General features: G+C 61.7%; 15 protein-coding genes. 5 read left to right on the top strand and 10 right to left on the bottom strand.

Annotation, left to right across the window (positions count from 1 at the left end; all coding sequences use genetic code 11):
• Nucleotides 1-105 precede the first annotated feature (105 nt).
• The 4 genes from EI290_RS01250 to EI290_RS01235 all read right to left on the bottom strand — a co-directional run bounded on the left by EI290_RS01250 (nucleotide 106) and on the right by EI290_RS01235 (nucleotide 3,511).
• Nucleotides 106-1,125: a hypothetical protein gene (locus EI290_RS01250; RefSeq protein WP_125425830.1), complete on the bottom strand. Its 1,020-nt coding sequence runs from the start codon at nucleotides 1,123-1,125 to the stop codon at nucleotides 106-108.
• A gap of 15 nt (nucleotides 1,126-1,140) precedes the next feature.
• Complete coding sequence (locus EI290_RS01245; protein WP_125425828.1) at nucleotides 1,141-1,614, bottom strand: TPM domain-containing protein; 474 nt, start codon at nucleotides 1,612-1,614, stop codon at nucleotides 1,141-1,143.
• A gap of 297 nt (nucleotides 1,615-1,911) precedes the next feature.
• A complete protein-coding gene (locus EI290_RS01240) occupies nucleotides 1,912-2,520 on the bottom strand; it encodes a pseudouridine synthase (RefSeq protein WP_125425826.1) in 609 nt (202 codons plus the stop codon).
• Between the two features lie 337 nt (nucleotides 2,521-2,857).
• Complete coding sequence (locus tag EI290_RS01235; protein WP_125425824.1) at nucleotides 2,858-3,511, bottom strand: head GIN domain-containing protein; 654 nt, start codon at nucleotides 3,509-3,511, stop codon at nucleotides 2,858-2,860.
• A 196-nt stretch (nucleotides 3,512-3,707) separates the two neighbouring features.
• On the opposite strand from EI290_RS01235, the gene EI290_RS01230 reads away from it, so the two are divergent.
• Nucleotides 3,708-4,364, top strand: coding sequence for a T-complex 10 C-terminal domain-containing protein (locus EI290_RS01230; RefSeq protein ID WP_125425822.1), 657 nt, complete (start codon nucleotides 3,708-3,710; stop codon nucleotides 4,362-4,364).
• Between the two features lie 74 nt (nucleotides 4,365-4,438).
• Here EI290_RS01230 and EI290_RS01225 read toward each other — a convergent pair whose 3' ends face one another.
• The 3 genes from EI290_RS01225 to EI290_RS01215 all read right to left on the bottom strand — a co-directional run bounded on the left by EI290_RS01225 (nucleotide 4,439) and on the right by EI290_RS01215 (nucleotide 8,021).
• A complete protein-coding gene (locus EI290_RS01225; protein ID WP_125425820.1) occupies nucleotides 4,439-5,809 on the bottom strand; it encodes a serine hydrolase domain-containing protein in 1,371 nt (456 codons plus the stop codon).
• 132 nt (nucleotides 5,810-5,941) lie between these two features.
• Nucleotides 5,942-7,027: a hypothetical protein gene (locus EI290_RS01220; RefSeq protein ID WP_125425818.1), complete on the bottom strand. Its 1,086-nt coding sequence runs from the start codon at nucleotides 7,025-7,027 to the stop codon at nucleotides 5,942-5,944.
• A gap of 124 nt (nucleotides 7,028-7,151) precedes the next feature.
• The gene (locus EI290_RS01215; RefSeq protein ID WP_125425816.1) at nucleotides 7,152-8,021 is read right to left on the bottom strand and encodes an AraC family transcriptional regulator; all 870 of its coding nucleotides are present in this window, start codon (nucleotides 8,019-8,021) and stop codon (nucleotides 7,152-7,154) included.
• 139 nt (nucleotides 8,022-8,160) lie between these two features.
• Here EI290_RS01215 and EI290_RS01210 point away from each other — a divergent pair, with 139 nt between their 5' ends.
• The 3 genes from EI290_RS01210 to EI290_RS01200 all read left to right on the top strand — a co-directional run bounded on the left by EI290_RS01210 (nucleotide 8,161) and on the right by EI290_RS01200 (nucleotide 10,666).
• Nucleotides 8,161-8,562 (top strand): hypothetical protein, encoded by a 402-nt coding sequence (locus tag EI290_RS01210; RefSeq protein WP_125425814.1) that lies wholly within the window; start codon nucleotides 8,161-8,163, stop codon nucleotides 8,560-8,562.
• Between the two features lie 227 nt (nucleotides 8,563-8,789).
• Nucleotides 8,790-9,998: a tetratricopeptide repeat protein gene (locus EI290_RS01205; protein WP_246008813.1), complete on the top strand. Its 1,209-nt coding sequence runs from the start codon at nucleotides 8,790-8,792 to the stop codon at nucleotides 9,996-9,998.
• Between the two features lie 173 nt (nucleotides 9,999-10,171).
• Nucleotides 10,172-10,666 carry a hypothetical protein gene (locus EI290_RS01200; protein WP_125425810.1) on the top strand — a complete coding sequence of 165 codons (495 nt, stop codon included), beginning with the start codon at nucleotides 10,172-10,174 and terminating at the stop codon, nucleotides 10,664-10,666.
• 66 nt (nucleotides 10,667-10,732) lie between these two features.
• On the opposite strand, the gene EI290_RS01195 is transcribed toward EI290_RS01200, so the two are convergent.
• The 3 genes from EI290_RS01195 to EI290_RS01185 all read right to left on the bottom strand — a co-directional run bounded on the left by EI290_RS01195 (nucleotide 10,733) and on the right by EI290_RS01185 (nucleotide 12,738).
• Complete coding sequence (locus EI290_RS01195) at nucleotides 10,733-11,320, bottom strand: phospholipid scramblase-related protein (protein WP_125425808.1); 588 nt, start codon at nucleotides 11,318-11,320, stop codon at nucleotides 10,733-10,735.
• A gap of 88 nt (nucleotides 11,321-11,408) precedes the next feature.
• Nucleotides 11,409-12,221: an MBL fold metallo-hydrolase gene (locus tag EI290_RS01190; protein WP_125425806.1), complete on the bottom strand. Its 813-nt coding sequence runs from the start codon at nucleotides 12,219-12,221 to the stop codon at nucleotides 11,409-11,411.
• A 61-nt stretch (nucleotides 12,222-12,282) separates the two neighbouring features.
• Nucleotides 12,283-12,738: a DinB family protein gene (locus tag EI290_RS01185; protein WP_185816789.1), complete on the bottom strand. Its 456-nt coding sequence runs from the start codon at nucleotides 12,736-12,738 to the stop codon at nucleotides 12,283-12,285.
• 144 nt (nucleotides 12,739-12,882) lie between these two features.
• Here EI290_RS01185 and EI290_RS01180 point away from each other — a divergent pair, with 144 nt between their 5' ends.
• Nucleotides 12,883-14,325 (top strand): aldehyde dehydrogenase family protein, encoded by a 1,443-nt coding sequence (locus EI290_RS01180; protein WP_125425802.1) that lies wholly within the window; start codon nucleotides 12,883-12,885, stop codon nucleotides 14,323-14,325.
• Nucleotides 14,326-14,379: the final 54 nt, after the last annotated feature.

Genomic DNA, 14,379 nt, shown 5'->3' with positions numbered 1-14,379 from the left:
TGAGAGCAGTAAAGATACCCTTAAATTTCGGCAAAAGAATGCCAGCCGGTCCGGTTAAATAAGGAGTAGTAGCCCGCCCCGCACCAGTGCCTGTGCCAGCCGTGCCTACCAGCTGCTACCAGCCCCACCACCACCCGAGGAGCCGCCGCTGCTGCTGGACCAGGAGCTGCCGGAGGACGAGGCCGACGATGAGGAACTGCCGGAGGAGCCACCGGAAGAAGTGGCCAGGCGGGCAATAGTGTACTTCTCCTTTTGCTCGTGGTTGCAGAAGTAGCAGCGGTGTACGTGCCAGCCCCAGCCCTCGGAGGAGGTAGTAGCCGAGTGCACAACCTGGTCGGTGCGGGGCTGCAGGGTGCGGTGCTGGCACTCGGGGCAGGGTAGCACGTCGGTGCTCAGGTTCTGATAGTCGAGGGTAAACGTCTGCTGGCACTGGGGGCAGTGCCACACGTCATAATCCACGGACTGCACCTGCTCCTCCGCTACCTGATGCAGCGCCAGCTTCTCATCATCGGCCTGCTCGTTGAGGCGGCGCATGGGCGCGGCGCAGGCAGGACAGGCGTACGGCGCCTCGCGCAGCTGGCGTAGCCGACGACGGTAGCGGGACCAATAAAAAGCCAGCCCCAGCGGAAACAGCCAGGCCGTGAAACCCAGATTGTGGTGGGCCCGGTGAAGAAAAACGTACTGCTCGTGCCGGGTTTTGGTGGCGTACCGGGTGCGCAGCTCCCGGCCGACGCGCCTCAGGTACCAATGGGCATACAGCAGCGGAAACCCGTAGCACAGGGCCAGCAACCCCGCTGCGGGCAATGGCCAGCTGGTGAATACTACCAGCGCTATGTATACCGGCACTACTACCAGGCTGAGCCATAACACCCAGCGCGGGGCAGATACGGTTGGTTTCTGCACGGCCAGGGCAATGGTGGTAGCCACCCATAGTATGCCTAGTATCCAGGCCCATACCACCGTTAAGCTGCTCCAGCTATTACCTGCCAACTCATCTGTCACCACGGGCCCCGCAACGGCCTCCGGGGCCTCCAGGGCATCCGGCCAGGACGCGGGAGCCACAGCAGAGTCGGCGGGGGCCAGGGCTGCCGAGCCTGCCCCAAGCTGGCGGATGAGGGCGGCCACGCCCTGGCGCACGGCTTAGTCGTAGCGCTGCGCCCGCAGCAGCGGCACCATATACTGCTGCTGAATGCGGAAGCAGGTTATGTCGGGCAGGTCGGCTTCGAGGCCGTAGCCGGTTTCTATTTCTACCCGCCGCTGGTCGAGTACCAGCAACAGCAACAGGCCGTTGTTTTTCTGCGGGTCGCCTATTTTCCAACGGTTGAACAGGGCTGTAGCAGCAGTTTTGGGAGTTTCCTCCCCAATGCTACGCACGGCCACCACATCCAGGTGGGCGCGTCCGCTCTGGTCCAGGGCGCGGAGGGTGGCGTTCAGGTCCTGCACGGTGGCCGGAGCCAGCAGGCTGTCGGGGTTGCTGAGGTAGGTTTCGCCCAGAGTTTTGGGGTCCGGAATACGGCTGAGGTAGTCGGTAGCAGGTGGGGCATCGGGCGTGGAGCAGGCCCCCAGAAACAGCAGGCCGGTGGTCAGCCAGAACAGCAGAAAGCGAAACACCATACGCGCAGGGAAGTAGGAGTGCCGGCTAATGTACTCTTCGTTGTGGAGTTGCGGCCAGAGTGGCTACCTGGTAGAACAGTCAATTGGCTAGTTCCTGACGGTAAGCCAGCCTTTGTACAGCTGCCCGCTGCTGCGGTGGCGAAGCAGGTAATAGTAGGTGCCTGATGCAGCGCCGACTCCCCAGTCGTTGAATACTAGTACGGTGCTGGCGCATACAGCCTGGGCTGCGGCACTTCCAACACCAATATACCCGAGCGCAAATGGCCCGCAAGATAGACTTCACACCGCCATGGTGCCCTATGCGGCGGGGTTCATTGGATAGTTGGTGCCGGGCAGCTCTGCCACCTCGCGCACCTCGCCCGGCTGCAGGTTGGCCAGTACAATGCCGCCCACCCGCACCCGCACCAGCCGCAGGGTAGGAAAGCCAGCGGCGGCCGTCATTTTGCGCACCTGCCGAAATTTGCCTTCCGTTACCGTAATGCTCACCCAGCTGGTAGGCCCATGCCGCTCGTCGCGGATGCGGCGGCCCCGGGCGGGTAGGGTGGGCGGGGCCGGCAGGCGGTGGGCCCGGCAAGGAAGCGTCTGGTACCGCTCGTCGCGGAGGCCTATTTCTACGCCACCCTGCAGCTGGGCCACGGCGGCATCGGTAATAAGCCCATCTACCTGCACGTAATATTCCTTTTCTATATCCTTCCGGCGCATCTGCTCACTCAGGCGGCCATCAGTAGTCAGTAGCAGCAGCCCCTCACTGTGCTCATCGAGGCGGCCAATGGCCATGGTGCCCACGGGAAAGTCGTATAGCTCGCCCAAAAACCGCTTCTTGCGCTTCTCCCGCTCAAACTCACTGGTGAACTGGCTGAGGTAGCCGTAGGGTTTGAAAAGCAGGAAGTGGCGGTGAACGGTCATGGCGCAAAGGTAGGCAGGCCGGAAGCCACTGCCACAGCTGCCCATGCCGTACCCAAACGGAAAGGGCATTCTTTGCCCGAGCCCAGGCAGTGCACTTGTCCTGAGGCAAGTGGACATCTGGCAACCTGTACCCCAAAGAAGGTCAGAAACCGTCATGGCGAGCTTGCCGAGGAAGTTCGCCATGACGGTTTCTGACCTTCTTTGTAGGTGACCGTCTGCACCGCCTGTGCACCCGCCACCCAGCCGGACCTGTACAACGCTTTGGCAGAGCGGTGGTAAGAGGAACCGTTTGCGTGTGCTGCCGCCGGTGGGGCGGCGGGTCGTCCGGTGCCCGGGCCTAGCGTGTCAGGCGGGGCTTGCCTTTGTAATGCACGTCGCTGGAGCCGGAGGTCTGGCTTTGCAGCTCTTCCGTTACGGCTACGTAGGCATCGGAAGCACCCGTAGCGTGGATGTCGGCGGTGCGGCTCTGCAGCTCGTAGCCCTTGTAGTCGCTGCTGCCGCTGAGGTGTATCTGCTGCCGCTCGGCGCGACCGGAAAGGCGCAGGTCGCTGGCCCCGGAGGCGGAGGCAGTCAGGGTTTTCACGTTCAGGCGCATGGTCACGTCCGACGCCCCGCTGGCCTGGATTGTGAAGCTGTCGGCGGTGAAAGGCGTTTCGCTTCTAACATCGGAAGCTCCACTCACCGATACGCCCGTGAGGGTAGGGCAGGTGATATATACTGTTACTTTCTTGCTGGAAAGCAACGACGAGAGGCCTTTGTCGCGGTACAGAACCAGGGTAGTACCCTGCACCTCGGCCCGTACATGTTCCCCTACGCCTGGCTCCGCATCCACTTTTACCTCCGTAGCAGCCCCTTGCTGCAGGACCAGATCAATGGCGCCGCTGGCTTTCACCTGCTCAAATGCGCCAACGTTGCGGACCTGCTGGGCCAGGGCGGAGCTACTCAAAAAAGCCGTTACGGCCCAAGCCGATAGTATCAGAGTTGTTTTCATGAGGCCTTAGTGCTAGAAGTGGAACAGATGACGTATGCCCAGGTAGATGGAGCAGGGGCCGCAAGCGTTGCCTGAACCAATCATTTTTTGTGCGCTGCCTCCTCGTAACCCCCGTGCAAGCGCTGCCGTATCAGCCCCATCTATAGCAGCCGCGCTATATGTAACACGGCCGCTTTCATCTCACCCGACTTTTGTCATGAATAAGTCTTTGCTTTTGCTCTCTGCGGCCGCCAGCTTGGCCGTAGCGTCCTGCACCCAGGACAAACCTGCCGCCGTGGATGCGGCCACGACCCCCGCGGCCGATACGGCCGTGGTAGTGGATGATACCGCACTCAACAACGACACGGCTGCTTACCGCACCGAGGCCGACCGCCTGGCCGCCCGCATTGCCGACGACCTGAAACTGACCGATACGGTGGTGGTAACTCAGGTAACCAAAACCTACTATACCCGGGGCCGCCGCCTCAACGAGGTAAATACCCGCTACGCCACCGATACTACCGGCCGCTATGCGGCCCTGCGCCAGGTGAACGACGAAACCGACCGACAGGTGAAAACCTATGTCACGGAGCCGCAATACAACACCTACGCCTCCAACCGCGGCACTTACTACGACGGTACGCCGTACACGGCCGCCACGGTAACTACCACCACAACCCGCGAAACCACGCCCGCCCGCCGTGGCCCGGCTGTTGTGAAGTACGATAAGAAAGCCAACGGCGAAACCAAAATCGTGTACTCCAACGGCAAAACCGTAAAGATTGACAAGGACGGTGACACGAAAGTGGAGTACCGTAACGGCACCAAAGTGAAGCGCGACGCCGACGATGGACAGGTGAAAGTGAAAGACTAGTCCGTTGCCGGATCGAATAGAAAAGCCCCCGTACCAACCTCGGTACGGGGGCTTTTTGCTGACTACGCAACCAGCTACTCCCGCGTGAACAGGTAAGTGCCGCCCCCCTGGCGCAAGGTAAACGTATGCCGGGCGGCGTCGAAGTCCATGATAATGCCGGCTCCCTCGTACACAAACTGCGTGTTGGTTTTGGCCGTGAGCGGAAGGGCATTCTGGCCGGTGGCCTGCGCCAGGAGTGTGGTGCCGTTAGCCGTTACGCTGATTTTAAGCGGGAGCTGGGAGCTGGCGTAAGTGCCCAGGTAAGGTGCCAGCTCAGCCGCCGTGAGCGTAACCGCGGAAGTTGTGAAATCAGGCAGGCGGTAAGGGCGGCCAAAGTAGCTGGACAGCGCCCCAATAACCATATCGTTGGGGCTGTAGGTGGAGCCATTGGTACAGTACGCTACCGTCAGCTGCTCGGCCGGAAAGTACCCAACCATGGACCGAAAGGCGTCGATGGCCCCGCCGTGCCCGAAGCTCTGCTTGCCGTAAAAAGGCATCTGCATCAGGCCCACGCCGTATGTGTCCTGCATCGTCAGCATCTGCTGCAGGGTGGCGGGTTTCACCAGCTTGCCCCCGTACAGCCCCTCCATGAAACGCGCCAGATCCGCGGGCGTCGAGACGATGGCACCCGCGCCACCGGGAATGCTCATGTCGGTTTCCGGCTCGGGCTGCCAGGCGGTACCACTCCAGGTGAACGAGGCCGCCTCGTGCGGCTGGCTCCCGATGCGGCCGCCGTAGTAGGTATCTTTCAACTTCAGCTTGCCGGTTATGCGCTGTTGCAGAACCTTAGCGTAGGGCTGCTTCGTGACCTTTTCGATGAGGTAGCCCAGCAATACGTAGTTGGTGTTGCTGTACGCATATTTGGCGCCCGGCTCGAAATCAACGGCCGGCCTGGCCATAATGGCCAGCATTTCGGCCTGGGTCTTCGGCTGGGTCATGTACTGCCGGTAGGTCGGGTCGTTGGTGAAGTTGTGCAGGCCGCTACGGTGGTGCAGCAGCTGGTCCACGGTAAGTTTCGTGGCGTTGGGCAGCATCGGAAACCAGGTGGCAATAGGTGCATCGAGCCTGAGCTGGCCTTCCTCTACCAGCTGCATCACTAGGGTGGCTGTAAACGTTTTGCTGATGCTGCCCACCCGGTAGCGCGTGGCTGTTGTGGCCGGTATGCCCGGCTGCTCCAACCCAATGGCACGGCTGTACACCACTTTCCCACCCCGCGACAGTACCAGGCTGCCCATCAGCTTGTGGTTGCTTTCGAGGGCCGTGAACAGGCTGTCGAGCTTGGCTTGGTTGAACAGGGCACCCGAAACGGCCGGGGCGGTGGTGGAAGCAGCCGGTGGGACGGCCGTTTGGGCCAGAGCAGTGCCAGCCAGCAGCACCGGCAGCAGAATAAAGGATGTGCGCAACATACTATGGGTTGAAGTAGAAATATGCCAGGAAGATACTGGATTTTCAACTGCTCCAATGGGGCTTCTCCTATGCGCCAGCCAGTGCGCCAGCTCGGGGTAGCAAAGCAAGCCCCTACGGCGCCAAGCCGCGTTTTAGGGACCCATAATGCCGTAGCCGCGTAGCTCCGCGTCAATCCGACGATTCCACCGTTCCTGGGCCTGTGCATCCGTACCGCCCCGGGTTTCCTGGTCGTATTGCTCCTGCAGGTGGTTCATTTCGGTGAAGGACTTGAGGTACTGCAGCTGCAGAATGCTATTGTAGTCTTCCACCGTGAGGCTATCGGGGGTGGCTTTGCGCCGGAACCGCTCGGCTACCAGCCGTACCAGGTCAAAATGGCGCTGTTCGTGGTTGAGGTTGAAGGCGGTGCGCTGGTCAGGCGCTACCCAGGAGGAGCTGCGCACCACGTATATCTTCAGGTATAGCTCCAGCTCCACCACTCCATTGGCTACCCGGGGCCGGCCCTGGTAGGCAAACCCCGGAAATACGGCCGCCGCATACCGCCCCCGGGGGCGGGGCAGTCCGGTAAAATCGGTCCAGGCGAGAGGGCGGGCCGGGTCGTAAAACAGGGTATCCGCTTCGGTTTGGCGGGTTTCGTAGCGGAAGGTGGGGTGCACGGCCGTAGCAAGCCGCACATCGTGGGCCCTGGCTTGCGTAAGCCACTGGTTCAGGTACACGAAGCCATTCAGCAGGGCTTGCCGGAGGGTAGGCTCCACTACCGCCCGGCTGGCCAGGGGGCGCAGGTACCGTGCGCCGCCCCGGTACTCGGTAAGCTGCACGATACGCCCTTCTGCATTCTGCCAGTCGAAAGCCAAGCGTACGGTTACCTGCCCGGCCGCCTGTCGGCCAGCGGCGGCTGGAGTTTCCTGCACCCGGCACTCCAGCACCCGCACCGCCACCCGGTAGCGTGCCGCCGCGGCAACCGGCAGGCTACGCCCCACAAACTGGCGCAGCGCGGCTTCGGTACCCCCCTGCAGCTCTACCGGTTGCGGTGGAGCCGCGCCGGATGCCGACAGTAGCCATGCCACCGCCGGCCGGCCCGGCCGGGCATCGTGGAGGGCCGTTACAGTGAAGAGGGGAGAGGCCAGCAGCAGCGGCACTGGCTGTAGCACCAGCGGCTTTTCGGGCCCGGGCAGCAGCCGCTGCCAGGCCAGGAGCAGGGATAGAAGAACAGCAAGCATCTACTCGCTAGACACTTGCCAGGCATTGCTTGTTCCGGGGCAGGAGCCTAGGTACAAAAGGACGGGGGAAGAATACGGAATAACTCCTTCCCTACTTATCCTATACCCAATTCTTCTACTTCCTCTACTTGCCGATGCGTTGGCGACGGTACTCGGTGGGGCTCTGGCCGGTAAACTTGCGGAAGGTTTTGTTGAAGTGCGACAGGTTGTTGAAGCCGCAGGCGTAACACACCTCCGTTACGGCCAGGTCGTCGTCCAGCAGTAGGCGGCAGGCCTGGCCCACCCGGTATTCCTGCAGGAAATCGGTGAGCGTGTGGCGGGTCATCTTTTTGAAGTAGCGGCAAAACGCCGGTACCGAGAGGTAGGCCACATCGGCCACTTCCTGCACCGACAGGGTAGCCCGCTGGTAATTCTGCTCCACGAAATGATACACCCGGCTCAGGCGCTGCTGCTCCTTCCCGCTTAGCCCCTGCCCACCCGTGCCGGCGTGCAGCGGCTGAATATCGGTGGTAGGAGCCTGCGCCAGCTCCTGCAGCACCTGCAACAGCAGCATCAGCCGCATAAAGGGCGGGGCCGTAAGCAGCCGCCGCAGCGTAGGCCCCACGGCTGTGCGCGTACTTCCCCCGAATGACAACCCCTCGTGGGAGCGGGCCAGCAGATGGCGAATTGCCGCCAGCTCAGGTCTTTCCCAGAAATCAGTACCCAGAAAGTCGCCGCGCAGCTGCACCACTATTTCCTCGAACGGCGTACCCACCGGCTGCCCGTAGCTGAAGGTGAGGTGAGGGAGGTCGGGACCAATCAGGACCAGCTCTCCATCCTCGAAGCGGGAAATGTGCTGGCCAATGTGGCGGCGGCCGTGGCCCTGCGGAATGTACACCAGCTCATACTCAGGATGGTAATGCCAGAGCAGCTCGGCTTTGCTTACTTCGGTGTAATGCAGCAGGGTAAACGAGCTGTCAACCGTGGGATGAATGGGCTCAAATTGTAATTTCACGGGGTGGTAATGCCTCAGTGGCTTTGTGGGAACGTGAAGTTAATACATTTGGTCAATAAGGCACCAAAAATAGCCAACCGGGTAGTGGTTTTCTGCGTATTCCATCCTGACCTTTGACATACTGAAACACACTGCTCAAATGAAAACGCTCCATACTTACCTGCTGGCCCTGACCATGTTGGCTTTGCTGGTAGTAGGTTCGCACTTTGCCCAGGCCCGCCCGGCCTCGGCTTTGCCCGAATCGGTAGAAGTGCGTAGCACGCGGCTGGCCCGCTACCTGGCTACCTCGCTGCAGCTCTCCAGGCAGCAGCAAAAAGCCGTGCAGCGGAGCACCCGGCAGTATTTTCAGCAGCTGGCCGCCCTGGGCGAAACCCCGGAGCAGCCCGGCCTGGTAGCTACGGCCACCGAGGGCCGTCTGCTGCCGAGCCCTGCGGCTCTGCAAGCCGAGCAAACGTATCAACAAACGCTGGCCCGCATTTTTACGCCCGGCCAATACAACGCATACAGCTGGCTTACCCGCCAGCCCGACGGCGGCCGCTAGGCCGTTTTTCGGAACAGACATCCAGCGGCTTTGGGTGGGAATTTTAGCCGCTGGCCGTTTCCTGGGTGCTTTTAGCACGTAGTAAACGCAAAAGAGGTTGAGGCTGTGGGAGCTTCAGCCTCTTTTTTTTGTTTTGGTACGTATGATACGTCGCGTCTCCCGCCCATTTCCTCTATACTAGGGGTCCCAAGCTGTACTGTATGCGTCTTTTTTTATGTGGCTGTCTGATGATGCTTGCCCTCCAGGCGCAGGCCCAGCAGCCCGATACGGCCCGTGCGGCCCGGCAGATTGAGTTATCCAACGTGGATGTAGCCCCGGCTGCCGTCGATATTTCGGGCTGGCTGCTGTTGGACAAGGATATTCAAACGGAGCTGGAAGGGGCGGTGTACAACATCTACAACTTCAAGCACGATAAGGCCGAGCGGCAGTTCCGGAGCCTGCGCCGCCGCTACCCCAACCACCCCATGCCCTACTTCCTGCTGGGCCTGACCACGTGGTGGAAAATCATGCCCAGCAACATCACCAACGAGCAGTACGACAAGGTGTTTCTGGCCTACATGGACACGGCCGTGACCAAAGGTGAGGCGCTGTACAAAGCCGATAAGAAAAACTATGAAGCCTGCTTTTTCCTGTCGGCGGCCTACGGGTTTGCGGCCCGCCTGAACGCCGAGCGGCACAACTGGAGTAAGGCCACTTTTGCCAGTAAGCACGCCCTCGACTACCTGGAGAAAAGCCGGGAGGCTAACGGCCTCAGCCCCGAATTCCTGTTCGGACAGGCCCTGATCAACTACTACGCCCCCTGGATTTCGGAAAATTATCCGCTGCTGAAACCGGTGCTGCTGTTCTTTCCGAAGGGCAACAAGCAGCTGGGCCTAAGCCAGCTGCGTGGAGTGGCGGCCAACGGCTTCTACACGGCTCCGGAGGCTAAAGTGTTCCTGATGAAGATTCTGCAGAACCAGGAAAACAAGCCTGCCGAGGCCCTGCCCCTGGCCCAGGCCATGGCCACCCAATACCCCGACAACGGCTACCTGCAGCGCTTTTATGCCCTGATGAGCTACCAGGTAGGCGACCTGCGTGAGTGTGAGCGGGTGAGCCGGGATATTCTGGACAAAATAAACCGGGGCCTGCCAGGCTACGAGGGCATTAGTGGGCGCTACGCCACGTTTTTTCTGGGCAGCCTGATGCAAAACCAGTACAAGGACCTGGACAAGGCCCGGGAATACTATCAGCGCTGCGTGGTGTTTGCCGAAAGCACCAACGATACCAAGCAGGGCTTCTACCTCTATGCTCTGCTCAATCTGGCCCGTATTTCGGATAAGCAAAAAATGCCGGCCGATGCTATTCGTTACTATAAGGAGGTGCAGCAGAAAGCTGAGCGTAAATCAGAAGCGTACAACGAAGCCCAGGCCTACCTTAAAAAGCAGAAGAAACGCTAAGCTGCTACTGCGCGGAGCCCGGTGCTTGGCAGAGAATATGGGCGGGTTGACGGACCACTGGCCGGGGTTGGTCGTAAACACGGGCCGGCGGGTACACACAGGAAATCGGGAGCCACTGGCAAGCTCGTATCTTAAGGTGTACGGAGTGTATCCCGTGCCATACCCGCGCACCCATGCCTCCTGCCGCCCTGCCCCGTCTGATTTTGCGTTACAACCAGCACCTGCGGATGCTGCGGCTATGGCGGCGGGAGCGGAGCAATGCTCAGCAACTGCTGCCCATTCTGGAAACGCTGCTGGTGGCTATCCGCCGGTACCAGGCCCGGCAGCTTCTGCTGAACCTGCAGGCCCTGCCTCCGCTTGTGCAGGAAGTGCAGGTATGGCTGCAAACCGGGTGGCTGCCCCGCCTGCGCAACTCCGGAATTCAGCGGCTGGCAGTACTGCTACCCTTGGATGTGTATAACCGGATGGTGGTAGAGGGGCTGCTCCTGGCCTCCATGCACCAGACGCTACCCTACGAAATCCAGTACTTTACCGAAGTAGCCGCGGCGCTGGAGTGGCTTTCGGAGGCCGAGACTCCTACCACCGACCACGACTGGACTGGCAGCCGACGGGCGCCCATGCTGGTGCGCTGCTACCAGCGGCGGCACCGGCGGCGGGCCGGGTCATAACCCCACTCACGCACCCCCGAATAGTAGTTGCGGCGGCGTGAATGGGGCTATGATCTGGTGCCGCTACTATTGCCGCTCATGAAAGACGGTATCAATAGCCAGCCCGGCGGCCAGCAGCAGCGCACTGGAAGCCGCCTGCTGCTCGCCCATGTCGTTGATGGAAATGAGGTAGTTGTCGGCGGTGGTAAACAGCTGCTGGCCCAGCCCCGACCATTTCTTGGTGACTACCCCGATTTCCTGCCCCGAAGCCGCCACAAACTGGAAGTCCCAGCTTTTCCAGCTGCCTTTCACCTCGGCAATCTGCTCGTCCTGGTTGTTGAACACGTAGAAGCCCCCGTTCAGGGTAAACAGCTTGCTCTTGAAGTAGCCAATCCGCTGGTCCCGGGCATCCACAATGTGCACCTTGGAGCGCAGAAACGTCCAGCCCCGCTCAATCCGCAGCACGGGGGCCGCCTCCGGCTGCTCCCGTATGGCAATGGTAACCGGGAGCATATGTTTTTTGAGCAACAGCCGCAGCCACACGGCCCAGGTGGGCGTTGCCTCCGTGGCATAGCCAATCTGCTCCTGGGTTTCGGGGTCCAGAATGTCGTAGGTGTCTTTGAGCTTGAACACGCCCGCGTGTTCCCGGATAAAATAGGTGCGCCGGTTGAGCATACTGAACTACTGGGGAAAGGGTGAAGGAAGAGTAGCCGCAAGCTACGGTTTCGTGCCTTTCCGCCCAACGCAACCAGCAGAATGCAGGCTACGGCCGGTGGCCGAGGGCCGTTGTTGGCTTGCGGCGAGCTGCCTCCCGCACGAGCTTTTGCGTGTGTACAAGCAGGGCAAGGTTGCCAATGGAGCCGTGAGCCGGCACCACTACCCGGGCACGGCGGTAGCGCGTAGCCAGGGTGCGCAGGCTGGCGGGCCATTGCTTAAGCGTAGCGGTTTCAAAACTGCCCAACGACGTGGCCGCTTGCTCCCGTACCAGCTCGCCCCCGTACAGCATTTTGCGCCGGGGCAGCCAGGCCACCACATTATCGGACGCAAATCCGGCCCCCGGAAAAAACAGTTCCAGCCGCGTACGGCCCGCCCGAATTAGGGTATAGGGCTTGAGGGCGGCAGTGGGCGGGGCGGACCGCGGATAAGTGGAATGCCAGCGCCGGGCCGTGGGCCTGCTGCTGTAAATCCGGGCGTTGTGCTGGCGCAGCACTTCCAGCGCCTCGGGGGTAGCAGTGCCCGCCTGCGTGAGCACCACCAGCCGCACCCGTTGGTGCAGGCTGTCGGCAGCCCAGCGCAGCAATTGGGCTGTTTGGTCGGCGCTCCAGGCCCCATCAATCAGCATCAGCCCTTTACTGGTTTGTACCAACAGGCCGTTGGCTACCAGCGTGGCGGCGCTACCGGGTACCCGGTAGTGCATGGTGGGCACAAACACATCGGGGGCAACGGGGCGTACCCGCAGCGGCGGCAGGGCCGGAAGCGGAGCTGCCTGCCCACGCGGCAGCAGCGAAAAAACCAGGAAAATCAGCCAACAAACAACTACCAGCCGCACCGGGCCGGGAAAAACAGAAACTCGCATCAGGCACGTATCAGGCAAACAAGCCCCCCTAACGCCGCGCCCTCCCGAAAAAGTGCCTGAGCTAGCGCGGGGTACGGTCCAGAATCTGCTGCACGTGGTGCTCCAGGTGCACGGCGTAATCGTCGATAAGCCAGCCCAGGGTAACGGAATAGCCATTTTCGAACTCGCAGGGCAGCTGGTATGCTTCCGCCGGAATCCGGGAAATCAGCCGGATGAGCTGGCGGTTATACGTGGTCCAGAGCGCCAGCAGGTCGGTGGCGGGCGTGTGCTGGTAGTCGGCGCAGCGCACCCAGTCGTCCTGGTTGTAGGCCACAATCAGCAAAGGCGCGGGCTGGGTCAGGGCCAGCACAAACCGCCGGTGGTTGTTGGCGGCCGAATCGATGAGGTGCCCAAGAATTTCCTGCCGCGACCATCTGCCGGGGGCCGGGGGTATCGTCAGCTCCTCCGGCGTGAGCGTGGGCAACTCTTCGTTGAGCAGGCTCAGCAGCTCCTGCAAACGATGACAAACGTGGTGCATGGGGGAAAGTAAGCGGCTGGTTTCGGGCGAGCACGCGCGTAATTGCCCAAACAAGTCCGCAAAGATGGCGTTATGCCGTTGGAACTCGGCGGGTGTTATGTACTTTTTATCCGCTAATCTCTCCATTTCGCCCTTCGTTTGCCCATGCTCAGCCCTGTCTCTTCGCCTGCCGCCCCCGCTTCTCACGCCCTCACGGCGCTGTTTGCCCGCCAGCAGGGCCGGGCCGAAGCCCTGCGCCACGAAGGCACCGAAGGCCGGGCCGCCCGCCTGCGCAAGCTGGGCGCCTGGATTACCGACAACCGGGCGGCCATTCAGCAGGCCCTGTACGCCGATTTCCGCAAGCCCGCCGCCGAAACCGACGTCACCGAAATCTGGTCGTCGCAAACAGAGCTGAAGCATACGCTGCGCAACCTCCGGCAGTGGGCCGCCCCGCGCAAGGTGGGTACTCCGCTGGCGTTGGTGGGTACGCGGGGTTGGGTGCAGGCCGAGCCCAAGGGCGTGTGCCTGATTATTGCGCCCTGGAACTACCCCTTCTACCTGGCCATCGACCCGCTGATTTCGGCCCTGGCCGCTGGCAACTGCGTCATCATCAAGCCCTCGGAGATGACGCCCACCGTGGCCGCCCTCCTGAGCCGCATGTGCCGCGAAATCTTCGACCCCGCCGAGGTAACCGTGGTGGAAGGCGACAAGGAGGTGGCTACGGCGCTGCTCCGGCTGCACTTCGACCATATTTTCTTTACGGGTAGCCCGCAGGTGGGCAAGGTGGTGATGCGCGCCGCCGCCGAGCACCTCACCAGCGTAACGCTGGAGCTGGGCGGCAAGAGTCCGGCCGTGGTAGACGATACCGCCGACCTGCGCGACGCCGCTGAGAAAATCGTGTGGGGCAAGGGCATCAACGCCGGCCAGACCTGCGTGGCCCCCGACTACGTGCTGGTGCACGAGCAGGTGCGCGACCAGCTGGTGGAGGAAATCCAGCAGGTGATTGGCCGGTTCTACTCGCCCGACGGGCAGCCCGTAGCCGCTTCCAGCTCGTTTGCGCGCATTGTGAATGACGGCCACTTCCAACGCCTGGCGGGGCTGCTGGCGGAGGCCCGGGAGCAGGGCGCCACAGTGGCCGTGGGCGGCACCACCGATGCCGCCCACCGGTTTGTGGAGCCAACAGTGCTGCTGGACGTGGCCCCGGAAAGCCGCCTGATGCAGGAGGAAATATTCGGGCCCCTGCTGCCCATTCGCACGTTTCGCACGCTTATGCAGGCCGTGGATGAGGTAAACGCCCGCCCCCGGCCGCTGGCCCTGTACGTATTCACCCAGAGCCAGGAAAACCAGCACTACCTGTTGCAGCACATTCCGGCCGGCGGGGCCTGCGTCAACGAAACCATCCTGCACCTGGGCCACCCCGACCTGCCGTTCGGGGGCTTCGGCAACAGCGGCCTGGGCCGGGCCCACGGCCACGCGGGCTTCCTGGCGTTCAGCAACGAAAAATCGGTGCTCAGGCAGCGCGTGGGCCGCACCGGCCTCAAGCCCATCTACCCGCCCTACACGCCCCAGGTCAAGAAACTAATCAACTGGCTGGTAAAATGGCTCTAAAGGAGTAGCTGAGTAAGTGAGTGGCTGATTAATAGCGTGTTGTGGGGTTGGCGA

The sequence above is a fragment of the Hymenobacter metallilatus genome (assembly GCF_003944705.1).
GTDB lineage: Bacteria > Bacteroidota > Bacteroidia > Cytophagales > Hymenobacteraceae > Hymenobacter > Hymenobacter metallilatus.
This window is presented reverse-complemented; position numbering and strand designations above follow the sequence as displayed.

What these genes read in the sequence shown, in the direction of transcription:
- EI290_RS01245 (WP_125425828.1), bottom strand. Translation starts at nt 1,614, where the DNA reads ATGGTGTTTCGCTTTCTGCTGTTCTGGCTGACCACCGGCCTGCTGTTT.
- EI290_RS01240 (WP_125425826.1), bottom strand. Translation starts at nt 2,520, where the DNA reads ATGACCGTTCACCGCCACTTCCTGCTTTTCAAACCCTACGGCTACCTC.
- EI290_RS01235 (WP_125425824.1), bottom strand. Translation starts at nt 3,511, where the DNA reads ATGAAAACAACTCTGATACTATCGGCTTGGGCCGTAACGGCTTTTTTG.
- EI290_RS01230 (WP_125425822.1), top strand. Translation starts at nt 3,708, where the DNA reads ATGAATAAGTCTTTGCTTTTGCTCTCTGCGGCCGCCAGCTTGGCCGTA.
- EI290_RS01225 (WP_125425820.1), bottom strand. Translation starts at nt 5,809, where the DNA reads ATGTTGCGCACATCCTTTATTCTGCTGCCGGTGCTGCTGGCTGGCACT.
- EI290_RS01220 (WP_125425818.1), bottom strand. Translation starts at nt 7,027, where the DNA reads ATGCTTGCTGTTCTTCTATCCCTGCTCCTGGCCTGGCAGCGGCTGCTG.
- EI290_RS01210 (WP_125425814.1), top strand. Translation starts at nt 8,161, where the DNA reads ATGAAAACGCTCCATACTTACCTGCTGGCCCTGACCATGTTGGCTTTG.
- EI290_RS01205 (WP_246008813.1), top strand. Translation starts at nt 8,790, where the DNA reads ATGATGCTTGCCCTCCAGGCGCAGGCCCAGCAGCCCGATACGGCCCGT.
- EI290_RS01200 (WP_125425810.1), top strand. Translation starts at nt 10,172, where the DNA reads ATGCCTCCTGCCGCCCTGCCCCGTCTGATTTTGCGTTACAACCAGCAC.
- EI290_RS01195 (WP_125425808.1), bottom strand. Translation starts at nt 11,320, where the DNA reads ATGCTCAACCGGCGCACCTATTTTATCCGGGAACACGCGGGCGTGTTC.
- EI290_RS01190 (WP_125425806.1), bottom strand. Translation starts at nt 12,221, where the DNA reads ATGCGAGTTTCTGTTTTTCCCGGCCCGGTGCGGCTGGTAGTTGTTTGT.
- EI290_RS01185 (WP_185816789.1), bottom strand. Translation starts at nt 12,738, where the DNA reads ATGCACCACGTTTGTCATCGTTTGCAGGAGCTGCTGAGCCTGCTCAAC.
- EI290_RS01180 (WP_125425802.1), top strand. Translation starts at nt 12,883, where the DNA reads ATGCTCAGCCCTGTCTCTTCGCCTGCCGCCCCCGCTTCTCACGCCCTC.